This is a genomic window from Sandaracinobacteroides sp. A072, assembly GCF_052616365.1.
Genome location: NZ_JBQXGU010000003.1, coordinates 250,069 through 269,552, shown reverse-complemented (window position 1 = coordinate 269,552; position 19,484 = coordinate 250,069). Strand labels below are relative to the sequence as shown.

General features: G+C 66.9%; 19 protein-coding genes. 10 read left to right on the top strand and 9 right to left on the bottom strand.

From position 1 onward, the window contains the following. Positions 1–44: 44 nt before the first annotated feature. Entirely contained in the window at positions 45–488 is a 444-nt protein-coding gene (locus tag ACUJ46_RS10205; protein WP_445390380.1) for an acyl-CoA thioesterase, read from the bottom strand. A 115-nt stretch (positions 489–603) separates the two neighbouring features. Here ACUJ46_RS10205 and ACUJ46_RS10200 point away from each other — a divergent pair, with 115 nt between their 5' ends. Continuing rightward, positions 604–1,317, top strand: coding sequence for an SIMPL domain-containing protein (locus tag ACUJ46_RS10200; protein WP_445390379.1), 714 nt, complete (start codon positions 604–606; stop codon positions 1,315–1,317). 33 nt (positions 1,318–1,350) lie between these two features. Here the strand turns inward: ACUJ46_RS10200 and ACUJ46_RS10195 are convergent, their stop codons facing one another. Next, positions 1,351–1,545 carry a hypothetical protein gene (locus tag ACUJ46_RS10195; RefSeq protein WP_445390378.1) on the bottom strand — a complete coding sequence of 65 codons (195 nt, stop codon included), beginning with the start codon at positions 1,543–1,545 and terminating at the stop codon, positions 1,351–1,353. Between the two features lie 114 nt (positions 1,546–1,659). Between ACUJ46_RS10195 and ACUJ46_RS10190 the strand changes: the two genes are divergently transcribed. The 5 genes from ACUJ46_RS10190 (at position 1,660) to ACUJ46_RS10170 (ending at position 8,875) form a co-directional block, all read left to right on the top strand. After that, complete coding sequence (locus ACUJ46_RS10190; protein ID WP_445390377.1) at positions 1,660–2,523, top strand: class I SAM-dependent methyltransferase; 864 nt, start codon at positions 1,660–1,662, stop codon at positions 2,521–2,523. Between the two features lie 163 nt (positions 2,524–2,686). Further along, entirely contained in the window at positions 2,687–3,079 is a 393-nt protein-coding gene (locus tag ACUJ46_RS10185; RefSeq protein WP_445390376.1) for a DUF6491 family protein, read from the top strand. Between the two features lie 296 nt (positions 3,080–3,375). Beyond that, on the top strand, positions 3,376–6,234 hold the full coding sequence (locus ACUJ46_RS10180) for a TonB-dependent receptor (RefSeq protein ID WP_445390375.1): 2,859 nt from the start codon (positions 3,376–3,378) through the stop codon (positions 6,232–6,234). A gap of 145 nt (positions 6,235–6,379) precedes the next feature. Next, entirely contained in the window at positions 6,380–7,957 is a 1,578-nt protein-coding gene (locus ACUJ46_RS10175; RefSeq protein ID WP_445390374.1) for a DEAD/DEAH box helicase, read from the top strand. A 114-nt stretch (positions 7,958–8,071) separates the two neighbouring features. Continuing rightward, positions 8,072–8,875, top strand: a complete 804-nt coding sequence (locus ACUJ46_RS10170; RefSeq protein WP_445390373.1) for an enoyl-CoA hydratase-related protein — start codon at positions 8,072–8,074, stop codon at positions 8,873–8,875. A 4-nt stretch (positions 8,876–8,879) separates the two neighbouring features. Here ACUJ46_RS10170 and ACUJ46_RS10165 read toward each other — a convergent pair whose 3' ends face one another. The 5 genes from ACUJ46_RS10165 to ACUJ46_RS10145 form a co-directional block, all read right to left on the bottom strand. After that, on the bottom strand, positions 8,880–9,629 hold the full coding sequence (locus tag ACUJ46_RS10165; protein ID WP_445390372.1) for a TonB family protein: 750 nt from the start codon (positions 9,627–9,629) through the stop codon (positions 8,880–8,882). Between the two features lie 3 nt (positions 9,630–9,632). After that, a complete protein-coding gene (locus tag ACUJ46_RS10160; protein WP_445390371.1) occupies positions 9,633–10,568 on the bottom strand; it encodes a DMT family transporter in 936 nt (311 codons plus the stop codon). Further along, positions 10,565–11,581 (bottom strand): threonine aldolase family protein, encoded by a 1,017-nt coding sequence (locus tag ACUJ46_RS10155; protein ID WP_445390370.1) that lies wholly within the window; start codon positions 11,579–11,581, stop codon positions 10,565–10,567. The genes ACUJ46_RS10160 and ACUJ46_RS10155 overlap by 4 nt, the downstream gene beginning before the upstream one ends. A 112-nt stretch (positions 11,582–11,693) precedes the next feature. Next, positions 11,694–13,193 carry a replicative DNA helicase gene (locus ACUJ46_RS10150; protein WP_445390369.1) on the bottom strand — a complete coding sequence of 500 codons (1,500 nt, stop codon included), beginning with the start codon at positions 13,191–13,193 and terminating at the stop codon, positions 11,694–11,696. 110 nt (positions 13,194–13,303) lie between these two features. Further along, positions 13,304–15,571 carry a S8 family peptidase gene (locus ACUJ46_RS10145; RefSeq protein WP_445390368.1) on the bottom strand — a complete coding sequence of 756 codons (2,268 nt, stop codon included), beginning with the start codon at positions 15,569–15,571 and terminating at the stop codon, positions 13,304–13,306. A 27-nt stretch (positions 15,572–15,598) separates the two neighbouring features. Between ACUJ46_RS10145 and ACUJ46_RS10140 the strand changes: the two genes are divergently transcribed. Both ACUJ46_RS10140 and dapD read left to right on the top strand, forming a co-directional pair. Further along, a complete protein-coding gene (locus tag ACUJ46_RS10140) occupies positions 15,599–16,291 on the top strand; it encodes a pyrimidine 5'-nucleotidase (RefSeq protein WP_445390367.1) in 693 nt (230 codons plus the stop codon). Continuing rightward, a complete protein-coding gene (gene dapD, locus ACUJ46_RS10135) occupies positions 16,288–17,130 on the top strand; it encodes a 2,3,4,5-tetrahydropyridine-2,6-dicarboxylate N-succinyltransferase (protein WP_445390366.1) in 843 nt (280 codons plus the stop codon). The genes ACUJ46_RS10140 and dapD overlap by 4 nt, the downstream gene beginning before the upstream one ends. Positions 17,131–17,222: 92 nt before the next feature. Here the strand turns inward: dapD and ACUJ46_RS10130 are convergent, their stop codons facing one another. Both ACUJ46_RS10130 and ACUJ46_RS10125 read right to left on the bottom strand, forming a co-directional pair. Beyond that, positions 17,223–17,936: a dienelactone hydrolase family protein gene (locus ACUJ46_RS10130; protein ID WP_445390365.1), complete on the bottom strand. Its 714-nt coding sequence runs from the start codon at positions 17,934–17,936 to the stop codon at positions 17,223–17,225. Between the two features lie 10 nt (positions 17,937–17,946). Further along, positions 17,947–18,429 (bottom strand): peroxiredoxin, encoded by a 483-nt coding sequence (locus tag ACUJ46_RS10125; RefSeq protein WP_445390364.1) that lies wholly within the window; start codon positions 18,427–18,429, stop codon positions 17,947–17,949. 105 nt (positions 18,430–18,534) lie between these two features. Here ACUJ46_RS10125 and ACUJ46_RS10120 point away from each other — a divergent pair, with 105 nt between their 5' ends. Together ACUJ46_RS10120 and rpmI are read left to right on the top strand one after the other, a co-directional pair. Further along, positions 18,535–19,095 carry a YqgE/AlgH family protein gene (locus tag ACUJ46_RS10120; protein WP_445390363.1) on the top strand — a complete coding sequence of 187 codons (561 nt, stop codon included), beginning with the start codon at positions 18,535–18,537 and terminating at the stop codon, positions 19,093–19,095. 173 nt (positions 19,096–19,268) lie between these two features. After that, positions 19,269–19,472, top strand: a complete 204-nt coding sequence (rpmI, locus tag ACUJ46_RS10115; protein ID WP_445390362.1) for a 50S ribosomal protein L35 — start codon at positions 19,269–19,271, stop codon at positions 19,470–19,472. Positions 19,473–19,484: the final 12 nt, after the last annotated feature.

The window sequence follows — 19,484 nt, the reverse complement described above, 5'->3', positions numbered from 1 at the left end:
GTCATCAATGTCATCGTCAGCGTGCCAATTTCAGCGCGCCAGCGTCAGCGCGGCTGTTTCAGCGTCTGCCCTTCATACGCCTCGAACAGGTCCACGATCCAGCCCGGAACGGGGGCGGGCGCGCCGCGCACTTCGGCCACATGCACCTGCACTTCCTCTCCTGTCGCGCGCAGATCCTCGCCCGAGGTGCCGTGCAGCTCGAACAGGAAGGTCATGGAGGAATTGCCGATCCGGGCGCAGCGCACGCAGATGTCCACCTCTTCGTCCAGCAGGATGGGCGCGCGGAACTCGACCAGGGCGCGGGCGACATGGAATTCCGCGCCGCCGCTCATGCTGGTCTTTTCGTACATGCCGGCCGCGCGCCAGTATTCGGTGAGGCCGATGTCGAAATATTCGAGATAACGGCTGTTGAAGAGCACCGCCTGCGCGTCGATTTCCGCATAGCGGACACGTTTGCGACAGGCGAAGCGGAAGTCTGATCGGGGCATGCTGGCTCCTCGGGGCATGATCGTGCCGGAAGGCTGGCCATGGCGGCCAGCCTGCGGCAGGATAGGCGTGTTCCCGCAGCATGAAACCGGCGGGATGGAGAGGGAGGAAAGCCGGATGGCCAATAGTGGAAACAGCGCGGGCCCTGTTCCGGCGGCACTGGTGGCCGGCGGCATCGCCCTTGCCGGCCTGTTCATCGCCTATGGCCTTGGCCAGATTCGAAAGCCCGAGGCGGTGGTGACGGTGCGCGGCCTTTCGGAACGCGATGTCGTGGCCGATCTGGCCACCTGGACCATCGCGACCCAGGCCAATGGCAGCGATCTGGCGCAGGTGCAGGCAAAGGCCGATGCGGATGCCGAGGCCGTGCGCCGCTTTCTTGCCGGCACCGGTTTCACGGAAGACGAGATCCAGCCGCGCGGATCGTCGGTTTCGCAATATTTCGATTCGAACGCCGGGCGGATGCAGATCACCATCCGCCAGCGCTTCCTCGCCCGCACCACCGATATCGCGCGCATGCAGAAGGCCTTTGCCAGCCAGGCGGAAATCATCCGCAACGGTGTCGCGCTGGACAGTGATGGCGGCGGCGGCGTCGCCTACAGCTTCACCCGGCTGAACGACGTGAAGCCCGAGATGATCGCCGAAGCGACGAAGAGTGCGCGCGAGGCGGCCGACCAGTTCGCCCGCGACAGCGATACGGATGTGGGCGGAATCCGCCGGGCGACCCAGGGCCTGTTTTCCATCACCGGGCGTGACGGCGACTACGGAATGGGTAATGACACGCCCTATCAGAAGGTCCGTGTCGTCACCACGATCGACTTCTCGCTGGAGTAGGCGCCTTCTTCAGGCCATTTCTCAGGCCATTCTTCAGGGCAGGCCCTGCCGCCACAGGCCGGCAAGATGGGCAAGGCTCACGATCAGCAGCAGGGCCGACAGCAGCATCGCATAATCCCACGGCACCAGCGACCAGCGGCCGATTCCCCGCCGCGCGTTCATGAAGGCGGACAGGATCAGCACAAGCGCCATCGCCAAACAGGCGGCCATAGTGGCTTCGAAGCTCATGCGCGGCCTCTTAGGCGGGTTGCGCACGGCTTTCGAGGCCCTATCTCCTTCAGGCCCGGGCAGGGACCGGATGACCGGATTTCAGGGCGGGCAGGAACAAGAGAGGGGATATTGATGGGCCGTTTCAAGATTGCCGCGCTGCTGGCCGCCGCCGCCGCGCTCGCCATGCCGTTTGCTGTGGATGCACGCCATCACGGCACGCACAAGGCCAGCGTATCCGACAGCAAGGCTGAAACGGCGGCCCTGATCGACAGCGCAATCGCCGGCGCCCATCGCAGCGATGCAAGCCGCGCCCGCGACCAGTATCGCCACCCGAAGGAAACGCTGCTCTTCTTCGGCCTCAGGCCCGGCATGACGGTGGTGGAAATTTCGCCGGGCGGCGGCTGGTACACCGACATCCTCGCCCCCGTGCTGAAGGACAAGGGCCTCTACATCGCCGCCCACAACAACCCCAATGGCCCGGCCGGCCAGCAGCGCCAGCGCGCCGCCTTCAAGGAACGCCTGGCCGCCAACCCGGACATGTTCGGCAAGGCTGTCGTCACAAGCTTCGGCAAGGGGATCGAGCACAACATCGCCGCCCCCGGCTCGGCCGACATGGTGCTCACCTTCCGCAACCTGCACAACTGGATGGGCGCGGGCTTCGCCGAGGAGGCCCTTCGCGCCTTCCACACCGCCCTGAAGCCCGGCGGTGTCCTGGGCATTGTGGACCATCGCCTGCCCGAAGACCGCGACAGCGAGGCAAGCCGGCGATCCGGCTATGTGAAGCAGAGCGACGTGATCCGCATGGCCGAAGCCGCCGGCTTCCGGCTGGACGCATCGAGCGAGATCAACGCCAACCCTAAGGACAAGGCCGATCACCCCAAGGGTGTCTGGACCCTGCCGCCGACCATGGCGCTGGGCGACACCGACCGCGATGCCTATGCCGCCATCGGCGAAAGCGACCGCATGACGCTCAGGTTCGTGAAACCCGCCAACTAATCGGTAAGACCGCCCGGCCGGGGTTCAGCGACTGTTCAAGCTGCACCCCGCAGGCGGGGGCCGTGTCGTGGTTCAACAACAGTCTTTCAGCGTGACGGGCGTGGGGCCATCAGCCCTTTGCCCGCCTGCGGCTGCCCGGCGGCGCAGCCTGGTCGCCGGCGCCATGGTCCTGCTGGTCCTGGCCACCGGGCTTCTGCCGGCTCCGGCCATGGCGCAGCTGGGCCGGGTGCAGGCAAGGCCGGCCGAGCCCGAGATGGCGGAGCAGTGGAAGCCCGGCCGGTCGAGCCGCACCGCCTGCATCGACGCGACACGCATCGCCGCTGCTGTCGTTGTCGATCAGAAGACGGTCGATGTGGTGATGCGTGGCGGAAAGCGCTGGCGTCTGACGCTTGCGGGCAAGTGCCCGCAGCTCAGCTATTATGGCGGCTTCTACTACAAGCCGGGCACGGCAGGGCAGTTCTGCGCCGGCCAGGACCATATCATCGGCCGCGCCGGCGGCAGTTGCCGCGTCAGCCGTATCGCCCCGCTGCACAAGGTGGAAAAGCGGCGGCGCTGAAGCGGGAAGGACGGCCTGGCCCGGTGGCCGGCCCACGCGCGCGGCGCGGCACAGTTGCAAGAAAACCACGTTTCCCCTCATCATTTCCGAGAGGGTCGGAAAGGCCCTATCGCGCTGGACAAGCCCTTGGTGGACTGATTGAATGCAATGGTCGGCCTGGGGAGGACCGGCGGGGATAAAAAGAGCCGCTTTCATGCGGTCATGCCGGAATCGGCTTCCGTACCACCTTCCCAGACCAGATCCGGGGGCCGCCCAGGGAGTGGTGGCCTCGTCACAGGATGGGGAGGAATGACAGAATGACATCAACCAGGTTGGCGGCGCGTGCCGCGCTGATCTCCGCGGTTTCCGTCGCAAGCCTTGCCTCGGCAAGCGCTTGGGCACAGACCGCATCTTCGGGCGTGGCCGACATCGTCGTCACCGCCCAGCGCCAGGCGCAGAGCCTTCAGGACGTGCCGATCGCGATCACGGCCTTCTCGGCGGAAACGCTCGAGACGCAGCAGATCAACAACTCGTCCGACCTGCAGCTTTCGCTGCCGAACGTCACTTTCACCAAGGGCAACTTCACGGCGGCCTCCTTCACCATCCGCGGTATCGGCGACCTCTGCGTCGGCACCTCGTGCGATACGGCGACGGGCATCCATGTGAACGATGTGCCGCTCTCCAGCACCCGCCTGTTCGAGAGCGAATTCTTCGACATGGAGCGGATCGAGGTTCTGCGCGGCCCGCAAGGCACGCTTTTCGGCCGCAACGCCACCTCGGGTGCGGTCAACCTCATCACCGCCCGGCCTGACCTGACCGCAATCAAGGCCAAGGGCACGGTCGAATATGGCAATTACGACAGCTGGCGCCTCGAGGGCATGGTCAACGTGCCGCTTGCCGATTTCGCCGGCATCCGCATCGCCGGCACCTATCTGAAGCGCGACGGCTATACGAAGAACCTCTTCACCGGAAACAATGTCGACGGTCGCGACCAGTGGTCGATCCGCGGCACGCTGCGCCTGCAGCCCGGCCCGGACACCACCATCGACCTGATCGGCTACCACTATCAGGAGGACAGCAACCGCTCGCGGATCCAGAAGCAGCTCTGCCATCGCGACCCGACCGGCATCCTCGGCTGCCAGCCGGACCGGCTTGGCTATGACTACACCAATGCCAACAATGCCCTCGGCTCGGTGTTTCCGTCGAAGCAGTTCCTGGGGTCGATTTCCGGCGGCGCGCTCGCGCCCTTCGGCCTGACCGACATCTATGGCCCGGACGGCTTCGCCGGCCAGACTGTTCCGCGCGACCTGCGCACCATCAACACCTCGTTCGAGCCGACCTACAAGTCGTTCGAGACGCAGGCACAGCTCAAGATCGAGCATGATTTTGGCCCGGCGGTCCTCAACGTCACCGGCGGCTGGATGAACAGCAGCGTCGATTCCCGCGTGGATTACTTCCTCGGCGCCCAGAATCCGCTGGATTTCAGCCCGGGCACCGGCGTCTACAACGTGCTCAACTCGCCGCTGTTCGCGCCGGGCGCCGCTCGCCTGTTCAGCGGTAACCAGATCTGCGTTTCCGAAGCCAATCTCAACTATGTCGGCTTCATCAACGACGAGGTCGAGCGCTGCGATGTCCGCCTGACCAACTATGACCAGAGCAGCGCGGATGTGACCACCTGGTCGGCTGAAGCCCATATCGACACCAAGTTCGATGGCCCCTTCAACTTCCTGATTGGCGGTATCTACCTCAACACGGAAGCACGGAACGTCAACTACTGGGTGAACTCGTCCGGTCTGGACTATGCCGCCCTGGTCATCGGCCCTGCATTCACGGGTGACCCGAACCTTGCCTATGCATCGCCCTTCTTCAACTCCGAAACAAACCTCTTCACGCTCGATGCCTATGGCCTCTTCGGCGAGGCCTATTTCGAGGCTTCGGATTCGCTGAAGTTCACGGCCGGCCTGCGCTATTCCAACGACCGCAAATATATCCGCGATCGCCAGCCGCTCTATAACGTCTTCGCGCCCTATGGCACGCCCGACGCGACCGTGCTGCCCGGCTTCCCCGGTTATCGCAACAAGGTCGTCAAGAGCGATGCCATCACCGGCCGTTTCGTGATCGACTGGAAGCCGGTCACCGACTTCACGGATGACACGCTGGTCTATGCCTCCTACTCGCGGGGCTACAAGGCGGGTGGCCTCAACCCGCCGTTCAACGAAGCTCTTTTCTCGGCGCCGGCTGAATTCAAGTCTGAATTCATCGATGCCTTCGAAATCGGCACCAAGAACACCTTCCTGGGTGGCGCCTTCCGGGCGAACCTGTCGGCCTTCTACTACAAGTACAAGGATCTTCAGGTCAGCCGGATCATCAACCGCACCAGCTTCAACGACAACACCGACGCCGAAATCTGGGGCCTTGAAGGCGAGTTCATCGTCGCGCCGACGCCGAGCCTGCTGTTCAACGTGAACCTCAGCTACCTGAAGACGAAGCTGGGCGATCTCCAGCTGGTCGACTCCCGCGATCCTTCCGGTGGCCTCAGCGATGCCGTCATCATCAAGGATCTGGGCAGCGCGGCGCACTGCGTCTTCCAGGTGCCGGGCAATGCGGCGCTCGCCAATGCGTTCGTCAATGCCTTCAACGCGGCGGTTCCGGGCGCCGGCCTCCAGGGCACGGTTCCGGTTCCGGGCACCAATACCACGGGCGCCTTCTCGCTCTGCGAACAGCTCGCGGGGGCGGCGGCCGCCGCCAATGTTCCGGTGGTGTTCGATCCGGCCGCGGTCAACCCGGTCCTGCCTTCGGGCGTGCCGTTCGACCTGACGGGCAATGAACTGCCGAACGCGCCGCAGTTCAAGGTGAGCCTGGGCGCCCAGTATACGGCTGATTTCCAGAATGGCTGGAACGCGGTGCTGCGCGGGGATGTCCACTTCACCGGGGAATCCTATTCCCGCACCTTCAACAAGGCGATCGACAAGATCCCGTCCTACGAGGTGGTGAACCTGCAGCTGCAGGTGAACGCACCTGACAACCGCTTCCATGTGAAGGCGTTCGTGCAGAACCTCTTCGACTCGGACTCGATCAGCGGCCAGTATGTGACGGATGCCTCGTCGGGCCTCTTCACCAACATCTTCACCCTGGAGCCGCGCCGGTACGGCGTTGCCGTCGGCTTCAGCTTCTGATCGGAACAATGGGGAGGACAGGCGGACATACCGCCTGACTGGAGGGGAGCGGGAAACCGCTCCCCTTTCCTTATGCACCGCTTCAGGCTATTGCGCGCTTCCGGGCCGTGCGATCAGCGCGCGGTTGCCGGCTTGAGGAATACTGTTGCCCTTTTCCGATCTTCACCTCTCCGACGCGCTTCTGAAAGCGGTCGCGGATGCTGGTTACACCGAGCCCTCCGCCATCCAGGCGGCGGCCATCCCGGCTGTTCTGATGGGCAAGGATCTCATCGGCGTCGCCCAGACCGGCACCGGCAAGACGGCCAGCTTCGTCCTGCCCATGATCGACATCCTGGCCGAAGGGCGCTCGCGTGCGCGCATGCCGCGCTCCCTCATCCTGGAGCCGACGCGCGAACTGGCGGCACAGGTAGCCGAGAATTTCGAGAAATACGGCAAGTATCACAAGCTCTCGATGGCCCTGCTGATCGGTGGGGTTGCCTTCGGAGACCAGGACAGGGCGCTGGAAAAGGGCGTCGATGTGCTGATCGCCACGCCCGGTCGCCTGATGGACCAGCATGCGCGCGGCAAGATCCTGCTGTCTGGCGTGGACGTGCTCGTGATCGACGAGGCGGACCGCATGCTCGACATGGGCTTCATCCCCGATGTCGAGAAGATCTGCGCCCTGCTTCGCCCCGAGCGCCAGACGCTGCTGTTTTCGGCAACCATGCCGCCGCCTATCAAGAAGCTGGCGGACCGGTTCATGAGCGACCCGAAGATGGTCGAGGTAGCGCGACCGGCGACCACCAACAAGGACATCGCCCAGCTTCTCGTTCCGGCCGACGCGCGCGGCAAGCGCGATCTGCTGAAGGATCTGCTGAAGTCGGAAGAGGTGCGTTCCGGCATCATTTTCTGCAACCGCAAGACGACGGTGCGGGATCTTGCCGCCGCCCTGAAGCGCGCGCGCCTGCGGGTGGGGCAGATCCACGGAGACATGGAGCAGGCCGACCGCATCCGCGAGCTCGATCGCTTCAAGGCCGATGAAATCAACCTTCTGGTCGCATCCGATGTTGCAGCCCGCGGGCTCGACATCAAGGGCGTCAGCCACGTCTTCAATTTCGATATTCCCTGGCACCCGGACGATTATGTCCACCGCATCGGCCGCACCGGTCGCGCCGGCCAGAAGGGCGTCGCCATTTCGCTGGTGACGGCGGACGACATCGAATCGATCGCCAACATCGAAAAGCTGACGGGCCAGACCATCCCCCGTCGCGCGCCGCTGGCCTTCGAGGCAGGCTCCGCCGAGCAGCCGGCTGCGGAAGCCGCCGAGGGCCGGAAGTCAGGGGCCGCCAAGGCATCCAGGCGCAAGGAAGAGCGCCCCCGCAAATCCGAAGCCACCAGACCGGAAGCCCGTGTCGACGTAGCGGCGCGCCCCGAGGCCCGGCCAGAATCCTCACAGGAAGCGCCACAGGAGTCGAGACGGGAAGCCCGGCCGGAAAGCAGGCCGGACACAAGAACGGAACGCAGCCGCGAGGGGCATGAGCAGGCACGTGCGCCACGCCGCGGCGGCCGTGCCGAAGGCAGGCGCGATGGCAGCCAAGGTCCGGCCCATGACACCGCGGGCAATGCTGGCCGCGACATGCGCCGTGGCGGCCGTGACCGGCGCGACGGTGACGAAGCCGCAAGCGGCCCGGGCTTCGCCGATGGCGAGATCCCGGCCTTCCTGATGTTTTCGGCGCGGGGCTGAGCAGCCCCCGCCTGCCATCGCCGGCTGGCCTCCCCTGTCTTACCCTCCCCATATGCCGAGCACGACCGCTGCCCCGGCTGCGGCTAGATCATTCGGCAATCTGGGAGAGCTGGAATGACCTACAATAACATCACCTGGTCGGAATCGGATGGCGTCGCCACCCTGACCATCAACAGGCCGGAGCGCCTGAACTCGCTCAACACCGACGTCATCCAGGAGATGATCGAGGCCGTCGACCGTATCCGTGACGGCCTGTCGGATGCGCGCTGCCTCGTGCTCACGGGCGCCGGGCGCGGCTTTTCCTCGGGCGCGGATCTCGCGCCGGGCACCGCCGGCGGCAGCGAGACTGCCGCAGGCCCGATCGATGCGGGCAAGGTGCTGGAAACCCATTTCAACGTGCTGCTCGAGCGACTGTTCGCCCTGCCTGTGCCGTTCGTGACGGCCGTGAATGGCCCTGCGGCCGGCGCCGGCTGCTCGTTCGCACTGGCCGGTGACATCATCATCGCCGCGAAATCCTCCTATTTCCTCCAGGCCTTCGTCAACATCGGTCTCGTGCCCGATGTCGGCTCCACCTGGATGCTGCCGCGCATGATCGGCCGCGCCCGCGCAACGGCCATGATGATGCTGGGCGAGCGCGTGCCTGCCGAGCAGGCGCTGGAATGGGGCATGGTCACCCGCGTGGTCGATGATGCAGCCCTGATGGACGAGACGATGAAGGTGGCCAAGAAGCTGGCCGCCGGCCCGACGCGCGCCCTCACCCTCATCCGCCACGGCATCCGCGAGTGCATGGACAAGTCGCTGACCGAAGGCCTGATGGTTGAGCGCCGCCACCAGCTTCTTGCTGGTCGCAGCCCCGATTTCGCCGAGGGCGTGATGGCCTTCCTCGAAAAGCGGCCGGCACGCTTCACCGGCAAATAAGGGCTCAGCGCCGCGGCGCCAGCCACCAATCCTGCTTCCAGCCGGCGATGTCGGGAACGGCCTCGCCGGCTGCATTGCGTGCGGGCGTGTAGCGGAAGCGCTCTTCGATCAGCCGGCAGGTGGTCGCATCGAGGGCAGGGTCGCCACTGGATTGCACGACCCGGCAGTTTCTGACGCGCCCTTCGGCCGTGACATCGAAATGGGCGATCACGGTGCCGCCGCGGCCTGCCTGGCTGGCGCTGCGCGGATAATCGCGCCGCTCGATGCTGCCGGACAGCCAGCGCGCGCGGCTGATGCCAGCGCCACCGCCGCCTGTTCCGGCCCCCGAAGCACCGCTGCCGGCGCCCTTTCCGACGCCGCCGCCGCCGCTCCCCCTCGCATCGGCCGTGGCTGCGCCTGCGGCCCTGTCCTGCCCCTGTGCCGGCACGGGCGGCAGGGTGGCGGGCTCTGGCGGTTCGATCCGGATGTCCGGTTCCGGCACCGACACCGGCACGGGCTCCATGCGGGGCGCTTCCGGGCTGGCCTCGCCTTCCGGGTCGGGCAGGCCGGCCATGTCGGCGCGCGCCGGGTCTTCGCCGGGTTGCGGGGCCGGCATATCCACCACCAGCATCACCGCTTCGATAACGGGAACCGGAAGCGCCACGGGACGCAGGAGCAGCAGGATTGCCCCGGCATGCGCGCCGAGCACGAGGCCAAGCAACAGCCCGCGGCGACGTCGCGCCGCCGAATCAGACGAGGGCAGGGGCTTGGTCACGCCTCATTGTCGCAGGACCGGGCTTTCGGCAGTTTGAACCGGCTTTGTGTTTGCCTTGCGCCCGCCGCCGGGCATCAGGGCCACCACCAGCCCCGCCAGCGCTAATGCCGCCCCTGCCGCCGACAGCCAGTCCCAGCGATAGCCTTCGGCAAAGGTCGATATGGCCATGGCGAGGATGGGGATGGGAACGCCAGTCCAGGCCGCCTCGGCCGGGCCTACCGAGCGGATGAGATCGAAATAGATGCCGAAGGCCAGCGCGCTGGCGAAAAGCCCGAGATAGAGGATGCCGGCAAGATATTCCGGTCGCGCGTCCCATTGAGGCGGGCCGGAAAGGCCAAGCGCCACCAGCGCGTTGATCAGGGCGCCTGTCAGCATTGCCCAGCCAAGGCCCGCCAGCGGCGGAAAGCGCAGGGATGCGGGGCTTGCCTGCATGACATTGGCGATGGAGGCGCACAGCACGCCCGCAATGGTGAGGCCAAGGCCCAGAAGCGTGGCGTCACGGCCGCCCGCCGGGCCGAGTTGCTGGGCAAAGAGCAGGCCGACACCCGCGATCCCCAGCATGGCCCCGATCAGGAAACGGCCGCTGACGCCCCGGCCGAGGAACAGCCAGGCAAGGATCGCATTCGGCACCATCAGAAGCGCGAAGGCGACGGCCGGTATGCCTGAGGGGATATGCTCTTCGGCGCGGTAGACGAAGTTGAAATTGAGCACGAACTGGAACAGCCCCAGCAGCGCCACGAAGCCCCAGCTTGCGCGCGGAACCGCCAGCGGCAGCCCGCGCAGGAGGCACCAGCCCAGCAGCGCCAGCCCGCCCGCCGTGAAGCGGTAGGTGACGGACCAGCTGGGGTTCACGACACCGAGCTGGTCCTTGATGACGATCCAGGTCGTTCCCCAGATGAGGACGACGATGGCAAACTGCAGCAGGGCGCGGGGGGTCATGAAAGCCGGCCCAGCGCCGATTCCAGCCGCGCCAGCGCCTGTTCGCTCTGGTCCCAGCGGACGACGAGGCGGATGGCGTCCGGGCCTTCCAGCTCCCAGTCGTAGAAGCTGAAGCCCTCGGCCCGCAGGGCTTCGCGTTCGGCGGCGTCGAGGCGCAGGAACAGGCTGTTGGCCTCAACGGGGTGGATGAGCCGCCCTGCCGCCACGCGGGCAAGCCGTGCGGCCCCGGCATTGGCGGCGCGGGCATTTTCCAGCCACAGCCCGCCTTCGATCATGGCAAGAAGCTGGGCGGCGGCGAAACGCCCCTTGGAGGGCATCATGCCGGCCCTTTTGCGCCTGACCGGCAGGCTCGATGCCAGCCGGTCATCGAAGACGATGATGGCTTCTGCCGACATGCCGCCATTCTTGATGCAGCCGAAGGACAGGATGTCGACGCCGGCGCGCCAGCTGATGTCGGCCGGGTGGCATCCGAGGCTGGCCACGGCATTGGCAAAGCGCGCGCCGTCCATGTGAACGGCAAGCCCGCGCCCCTTCGCCCAGTGGCCGAGGGCGGCGACTTCTGCGGCCGTGTAGACGGTGCCCGATTCGGTTGCCTGCGTCAGGCTGAGGGCTGCCGGCTGCACCTGGTGCACGTCGCCACGGCGGCGGGCGGCGGCCTCGTCCAGCCCTGCCGGTGTCAGCTTGCCGTTCGCGCCCGGAACCAGCATCAGGCTGGCCCCGCCGGTGAAGAAGGGAATGGCGCCCGCTTCATCCACTTCCACATGGGCTTCGGCATGGCACCACAGCCCGCCATAGGGCGGAACGAGGGCCGCGATGGAAAGGGCGTTGGCTGCTGTGCCGGACGGAACCGGGAAAACACGGCAGGCTGTGCCGAACAGGTCGGAAAAGGCGCCATCCAGCCGGGAAGACCAGCGGTCGGAATCATAGCCTTGCGGTTCGGCGTCCTGGGCTGCTGCCAGGGCGTGCATCAGGGCAGGGTGAACGCCTGCCGCATTGTCGGAAGTGAAGTCCATGGGGGCGATCCTTAGCGCCGGAAGCGGTGCGCGCCAGCCCGCTTCGCGCGGCCATGCGCGCTTTTACCCCACAGTCGCGGCGGTTGCAGGCCGGGCTTCATCCGGCGGCCTGTCATTCGCCCCAGTCGCCGCCTGTCCAGGCGCCATCGGCAGGGTCGGCGAAGCGGGTGAATTCACGCTCGAAGACAAGGGGCACCGTGCCGGTTGCGCCATGGCGCTGCTTTGCCACGATCACTTCGGCGCGGCCGCGCAGGCGGTCGGCCTTTTCAAGCCAGGCCTGGAACTTCTCGCTGCCGTCCTCGGGCTTCTTCGATTCGTGATAATATTCCTCGCGGAACACGAAGAGAACGATGTCGGCATCCTGTTCGATCGAGCCGGATTCCCGCAGGTCGGAAAGCTGCGGGCGCTTGTCATCCCGGTTTTCGACCTGCCGCGACAGCTGCGAGAGGGCGATGACGGGCAGGTCCAGTTCCTTCGCCAGCGTTTTCAGGCCGCGCGTGATTTCGCTGATTTCGGCCACCCGGCCATCGGATACGCTGCGCCCCGTTCCCTGCAGAAGCTGAAGATAGTCGACCACGATGAGGCCGATCTTCTTCTGCCGCTTCAGCCGGCGCGCGCGCGCCCGCAAGGCCGCGATCGACAGGGCCGGCGTATCGTCGATGTAGAGCGGAAGGTCGTGCAGATCCTGCGCGGCACGGGCGAGTTCGTTGAACTCGGACTGGTTGATGCGGCCCATGCGCAGATTTTCCGAGCTGATGCGCGCCTGTTCGGAAAGAATGCGGTTGGCCAGCTGGTCGGCCGACATTTCCAGGCTGAAGAAGGCAACAGGCGCGCCGGTCGATGGCTGGATGCCGTCGCGCTGGTCCTTCTTGAACTGATAGGCGGTGGAAAAGGCGATGTTGGTGGCAAGCGCCGTCTTGCCCATGGCCGGGCGCCCGGCAAGGATCAGAAGGTCGGAATTGTGAAGGCCGCCGATCTTGCTGTTGATGCCTTCAAGCCCGGTCGTGAGGCCCGAAAGATGGCCGCCCGATTTCATGGCGTTGGCGGCCATGGCCACGGCCTTGGCGGCGGCGCCGGCGAAATCCTGGGCGCCGCTTGCGGTGTCGCCCGTTTCGGCGACCTGGTAGAGCGCTTCCTCGGCCGCCTCGATCTGTTTCTGCGGCGCGACTTCGCCCGACGTGTCGGTTGCTGCCTGAACGAGATCGGCGCCCACCCGCACCAGCGCGCGCAGCAGCGCGAGATCATAGATCTGGCGCGCGCAATCCCTGGCCGCGATCATGGCCGAGGGGTCTTCGGTCAGGTGCAGGAGATAGGCGGGGCCGCCCAGCTCGGTGAGCGCCGTGTCCGTTTCGAACAGGGGGCGCAGCGTGACCGGGTTCGCCACCATGTTGAGATCGGCCAGCCGCTTGATCTGGCCGAAGATGCGCCCATGCAGCGGCTCATGGAAATGCTCTTCCCGCAGTTGCAGGATGATTTCCTCGAGCAGCCGGTTTTCCAGCAGCAGGGCGCCCAGCAGGGCCTTTTCCGCTTCGAGGTTGAACGGCAGGCGCGCGGGTTCCTGGCCGCCGGGCACAAGCGCGAGGTTGATGGTGCTGGAAGGAAGCGTTGCCATGGGCCGACCCTATTGCGCCTTATCCGCCCGCCATGGAAGGGGCCTTGCCTGTGGATAACGGGGATGGATGGCCCTCTTCCGCGCCGGCCCCGTCCCGGCCGATGGTGTTGTCAGAATCGGCGGCTCAGCGTGATGGCGCCGCCGCTGTCTGACAGGCCCGCCACATGGCCGGCATCGGCGCGGTGATAGGCCGCGAGCCTGAGACCATGGCGTTCCCAGCCCAGTTCGAACGCCTGTTCGCGGCCATCGGCGGCGGCTGTCACCCCGGCGCCGTTCGCCAGGCGGAACCGGCCCGATTCCACCACCAGCGGCCCCGATGCCCGAAGCGAGACAAGCCCGCCCGCCAGCGGCGTTTCGGCCATGGCGGACCAGGCCTGTGAAATGAGCCTGCCGTCGGCGACGAGCAGGCCGCCGGCTGACAGGTCGGGCCGGTGCCAGCCGCGCGTGGCCGCCAGCCGCAGCGTCAGGCCCGACAACGCGATATCGGCCGCGACGCCGATTTGCTGGCTGCGTCCGCCCTTCAGGCCATATTCCGGGGCGAGGCGCGTGCCCATGAATGCGCCATCGTCGTTCGTGTCCGCGAGCATCAGGCCCATCGCCACCGGGCCTTCGGCATAGCGGGCACCGATAGCCATACGGCTCTGGTGCGCGATGCGGGAAAGGCCGGGGGAAAGCGGCAGCATCAGCCGGGCAGCGCTGGCCGAAAAGGCAAGGGTGAAGGCGCCATGCCGGCTTTCGGCGGCGACCGCGCGGCTGCCCGCCCGCGCCGCACCGTCGTCGGCTGCATAGGCATCGGGCGTGACGAATCCGCCAGCTGCGCTTCCGGGCAGCAGGGCGCCGGAAAGCTGGCCGCTGGCCGCCGAAATCGTCATCCCGCCATGGGCGATGCGAAGCCGCGCTTCGCTCAGGGGCGTGCGCAGCCCGGCCCGGGCATCGAGGCCACGCTGGGCAAGGCCCAGGTGCGCCACATCGTCCGGGGCAAAGCCCGCAGCGGCAAGGCCGGTCGCCCTGTGCGCCGCGCGCAGATCCATGCTGGCGGAAAGACCGCCCAGGCTTGCCGCCAGGGACGCTGATTCCATGGCCGGGCGTTCCAGCTGGGCGGAAAGCCGCGCCCGTGTGGCCGGGCGCAGCCCCATGCCGAGCGCCACGCGATACTGGCGGCCGTAGCGGTCGGTGATGTCGACAGTGCCAAGGCCGCGGCCGCCGGCAAGCCCGGTGCCGAAGGCGCTGCCAAGCGCCCCGCCCGCTCCCAGCGGAACCTGAACCGCCGTGCCGGCCAGCATCGCCTGCCCGGCGGGCGCTATGGCGCGGCCGATGTTGAGGAGGCCACGGCCATGGACCGCGTCCGTGCCCGGCGCGCCGGCGTCATCGGCTGAATCGAGCAGGATGGAGACGAGCTGGCTCGCGCCGAGATCGGGGAAAAGCTGGGCGAGAAGCGCTATGCCGGCGCTGACGGCCGGCGCCGAAAAGGATGTGCCGGAATAAAGATAGGCCGTGCCCAGATGATCGAAGCTGCGGACGGCTGTGCCCAGTGCTGCGATATAGTTCGTGGCGGCAGCGCCTGCGCGATTGCTGAAATCGGCGATGCTGCCGTCGCTGTTGACCGAGCCTGCCACAAGGACCGCGCCCCTGCCGCCAGCCGCAAGGGCGGCGGTGGCGAGCGGATCGACTTCGGGGCTGGAATCATTGCCCGCTGACACGACGAGCACGACATCGGATGCCGTGACCCTGGCAAAGGCGTTGCGCAGCACGGGAGAGCCGCTGGTGCCGCCGAGCGACAGGTTGATGACCCGCGCCCCGGCGGCGACGGCGGCGTCCAGCCCGGCGGCGATCGCGCTGTCATTGTAGCGGCAGCCGTCCGTGCAATCGCCATTGTCGGCCCGCATTACCGCCAGCGAGGCTTCCGGCGCGATTCCGACAGGGCCGGAGGCGTTGCGGGCCGCCGCCGCCACGCCAGCCACCGCCGTGCCATGGCCCGTTTCATCCAGGATGCCGCGCCCCAGGCCCGAGACATCGCGGCTGGCGGGCAGGATGCGCCCGGCGAATTCCGCGCTCGTCGCGTCGATTCCGCTGTCCACGAAGCCCATGACGACACCCGCGCCGCTTGCCCCGGCCGACCATGCCGGGAGGACATTGGCGGCAACCGCGGCGGTCGAGCGGCGGTATTCGGCCGTATCATAATCAGGCGCCGGCGCCGGTGCGGGCGGGGCAGGGGGCGGCCGCACGGCCGAGGGCGCCACCGGGCCACTGCCGCCCGCGCCGCCGCAGGCCGCAAGCGCAAGGCCCGCCGCCAGCAGCGCGGCACGCCCGGCGGCCCGGCCAGCTGCGGCCCTAAGCGAGGCCGGAAGCCGGATCGGTGCAAAGCTAACTGGCCACATTCGGGAAACCTCGTCTATGGGCGGCGCATGGAACATCCTCGTCCCCCTGCCAAGCAGTCCGCGCCGCTTCTTGCAAGCGTCGATGCCTGGCTGTTCGACATGGACAACACCCTCTACCCGGCGCGGGCCAATCTCTTCGCCCAGATCGACCGGCGGATGGAAGCCTATGTCGCACGGCTGCTGGGCCTTGGCCGTGAAGAAGCGCGCCTTGTCCAGAAACGCTATTTCCACGAGCATGGAACGACGCTGCGGGGCCTGATGCTGAGCCATGGCGTCGATCCGCACCATTTCCTCGCCGACGTGCACGACATCGACATGTCCGTCCTCGATCCGGATGCGCGGCTTGCATCGGCGCTCGACAGCCTGCCGGGCCGGCGCATCGTCTTCACCAACGGCGACCTCGCCTATGCCGAAAAGGTGCTGGCCGCCATCGGCATCCTCGACCGGTTCGAGGCGATCCACGACATTCACGCCATGGCCTACCACCCCAAGCCCGATCCGCGCGCCTATGCCGGTGTGGTCGCCGCCCACGGGATCGACCCGGCCCGAGCGCTCTTCGTGGACGACATGGCCCATAATCTGAAGCCGGCCCATGCGCTGGGCATGAAGACGGCCTGGGTGAACAACGGATCCGAACGCGGAGACCATGGGCATTCGCCCGATTTCATCGACCATGAACTTGCCGACCTTACTGACTGGCTGGAGGAACTGACTGCATGACGACCGAATGGCGCGGCCTTGAAGCCGCGATCGAAGCCGCCTGGGACCGGCGCGACACCCTGACAGCGGATGACCGCGAGACGGCTGACGCCGTGGAGGCAGTGATTGCGGCGCTCGACGCCGGCGCCGTGCGCGTGGCCGAGCGGGCCGCCGATGGCCGCTGGACGGTGAACCAGTGGCTGAAGAAGGCCGTGCTGCTCAGCTTCCGGCTGACGCCCAACGGCCTTGTCGAGGGCGCCTGCGCCCCGGCATGGGACAAGGTGCCCCAGAAGACGGCAGGCTGGACGGCAGAGCGCTTTGCCGAGGCCGGTTTCCGCATGGTTCCGGGCGCCGTCGCCCGGCGCGGCAGCTACATCGCCCCCGGCGTCGTGCTGATGCCCAGTTTCGTGAACATCGGCGCCCATGTCGGCTCCGGCACCATGGTGGATACCTGGGCGACCGTGGGCAGCTGCGCCCAGATCGGCGCCAATGTGCATATTTCGGGCGGGGCGGGCATCGGCGGCGTGCTGGAGCCGCTGCAGGCCGGGCCGGTGGTGATCGAGGATGGCGCCTTCATCGGCGCGCGCTCGGAAGTGGCCGAAGGCGTGATCGTGCGCGAAGGCGCGGTGTTGTCGATGGGCGTGTTCCTTGGCGCCAGCACCAAGATCATCGACCGGGCGACCGGCGAGGTCTTCATCGGCGAGGTGCCGGCCTATTCCGTGGTGGTGCCGGGCAGCCTGCCGGGCAAGCCGCTGCCCGATGGCACGCCGGGGCCGTCGCTGGCCTGCGCTGTCATCGTGAAGCGGGTGGACGCCCAGACCCGTTCCAAGACGAGCATCAACGACCTGCTGCGCGACTGAGGCGCGCAGGGACTGAAAGGGGCATCAGCCCCAAAAGGAAAGGCCGGGGGAGACCCCGGCCTTTCGCGTTTCAGTTCCTCTTCGGGCCGGCTTCAGCCGAACACCTCGGCCAGATGCGTCTGCATCGCCACCCATGAACGGCGGTCGGTGCGTTCATGATAGATGATGCCGGGCATGATCGCGCCATTGGCTTCCGGGTTGGTGAAGCTGTGCATGGCGCCGGTGTAGGCGATGGTCTGGCAGTCGGCCACGGCATCCGCCATTTCCGACAGGAAGGCGTTCAGCTTGTCGTGCGGAGCCAGCGGGTCCTCGGCGCCGTGGCAGACCAGGATGCGGGCCGTGACCTTGCCCTTTTCAGCCGGCATCGGCGTTTCCAGCGCGCCGTGGAAGCTGACCACGCCAAGCACGTCCGGGTTTCCGGAGCGCGCCAGTTCCAGCACCGTCGATCCGCCGAAGCAGTAGCCGATGGCCGCGACCTTGCCGTTGCAGCGCGGGTGGGCCTTCAGCGCCGAAACGGCAGCCGCCGCGCGCCGGCGCAGGGTCGGCCGGTCGTCGAGGAACTCGCCGATCTTCGCCATGCCGGCCGGCGGGTCGGCGGGGATGTAGCGGTCGCCGAAGATGTCGGCGGCGAGCGCCACATAGCCGAGTTCGGCCAGCATCTTCGCACGGCGCTGCACCTGCGCGCCTAGGCCCCAGGCCTCATGCACGGCCACGACGCCCGGGCGCGGGCCGGGAAACTTCGATTCGTCGGGCAGTTCCAGCACGCCGAGACAGCGCTGCGCGCCGTCGAAATATTCGAAATCCATGGCTCCGTCCTTACAGCTGGGCCAGCAGATGCTCGGCGGAAGAGACCTTGAACGCACCCGGTTCCTCGACATTGAGTTCGGCGACCTTGCCGTCCTTCACCAGCATCGAGAAACGCTGCGAGCGGGTGCCCATGCCGAACTTCGAGCCGTCCATGGTGAGGCCGAGCGCTTTCGAGAAATCGCCATTGCCGTCGGCCAGCATGCTGATCTTGTCCTCTGCCCCTGAGGACTTGCCCCAGGCGCCCATCACGAACGCGTCATTGACCGAGAGGCAGACGATTTCGTCCACGCCCTTGCCGGCGAATTCCCCGGCCTTCTCGATGAAGCCGGGCAGGTGCTTGGCCGAGCAGGTGGGCGTGAAGGCGCCGGGCACGGCGAACAGGGCGACGGTGCGGCCCCTGAAGAGGTCGTTCGTATCGACGGGGGCGGGGCCGTCCTGCGTCATCTTCATCAGGACTGCGTGCGGAACCTGATCTCCAACCTTGATCGTCATGTGATCCTCCTTCTCCGGTGTTCGGTTCTGGCTTCGGGGTATAACCCGGCGGACCTTCGCGTCCAGCACTGTTCATGTGAGGCCGAAGCGCCTAGATTAAAGGGCGTGCAGAGCATTCCCTATCTTTCCGGCCAGTTCCTGCTGGCCATGCCCGGCATCGGCGACCCGCGTTTCGAGCGCAGCGTCGTTGCCATGTGCGCGCATGATCCGGCCGGCGCGCTGGGCCTTTGCCTTCACCTGCCGATGGACGACATCAGCGTTCCCGAACTGATGCGCCAGCTGGAGATCGACCCCGGCGACACGCCCGAGATTCCGGTGATGATGGGCGGCCCGGTGGAGCCGCAACGCGGCTTCGTCCTTCACACGCCGGACTGGGCCGGCCAGGATACCCGCCATGTATCGGGCCGCTGGGCGCTGACCGGCACGCGCGACGTTCTGGAAGCCATCGCCCGTGGCCGGGGGCCGCGCCGCTGGATGGCGGCGCTGGGCTATGCCGGCTGGGGCGAGGGGCAGCTGGAAGAGGAACTGGCGCACAACGGCTGGTTCACCACGCCCGCCACCATCGACCTTCTGTGGGAAACCCCCCCGGCCGAACGCTGGAAACGCGGCTATGCCATCGCCGGGGTGGATGTGTCGCTACTGTCGGGCGAGGCGGGCCGGGCCTGAGCTGACCTGACCTGACCTGATCCCGCCATTCGAGCCGTGTCTTGCAAAGCCGGCGGCTACGGGATAAGGGGCCGCCCTTCACGCAAGAGAAACCGAAGCCGCCCGGCTGAATGGGCTGCCGTGGCCGCTTCCTCTCGCATCCTCCGGGGAAACCCGGCCAGAAAGGAGCCAAAATGCCCAAGTTGAAGACCAAGAGCGGGGTCAAGAAGCGTTTCAAGATCACCGCCACCGGCAAGGTGAAGCATGGCGTGGCCGGCAAGCGCCACCGCCTCATCAGCCACAACAGCAAATATATTCGCCAGAACCGCGGTACCAGCGTGCTTTCCGAGGCCGATACGCCGACGATCAAGCTCTGGGCGCCCTACGGGCTGAAGTAGGAGAAGCGGACC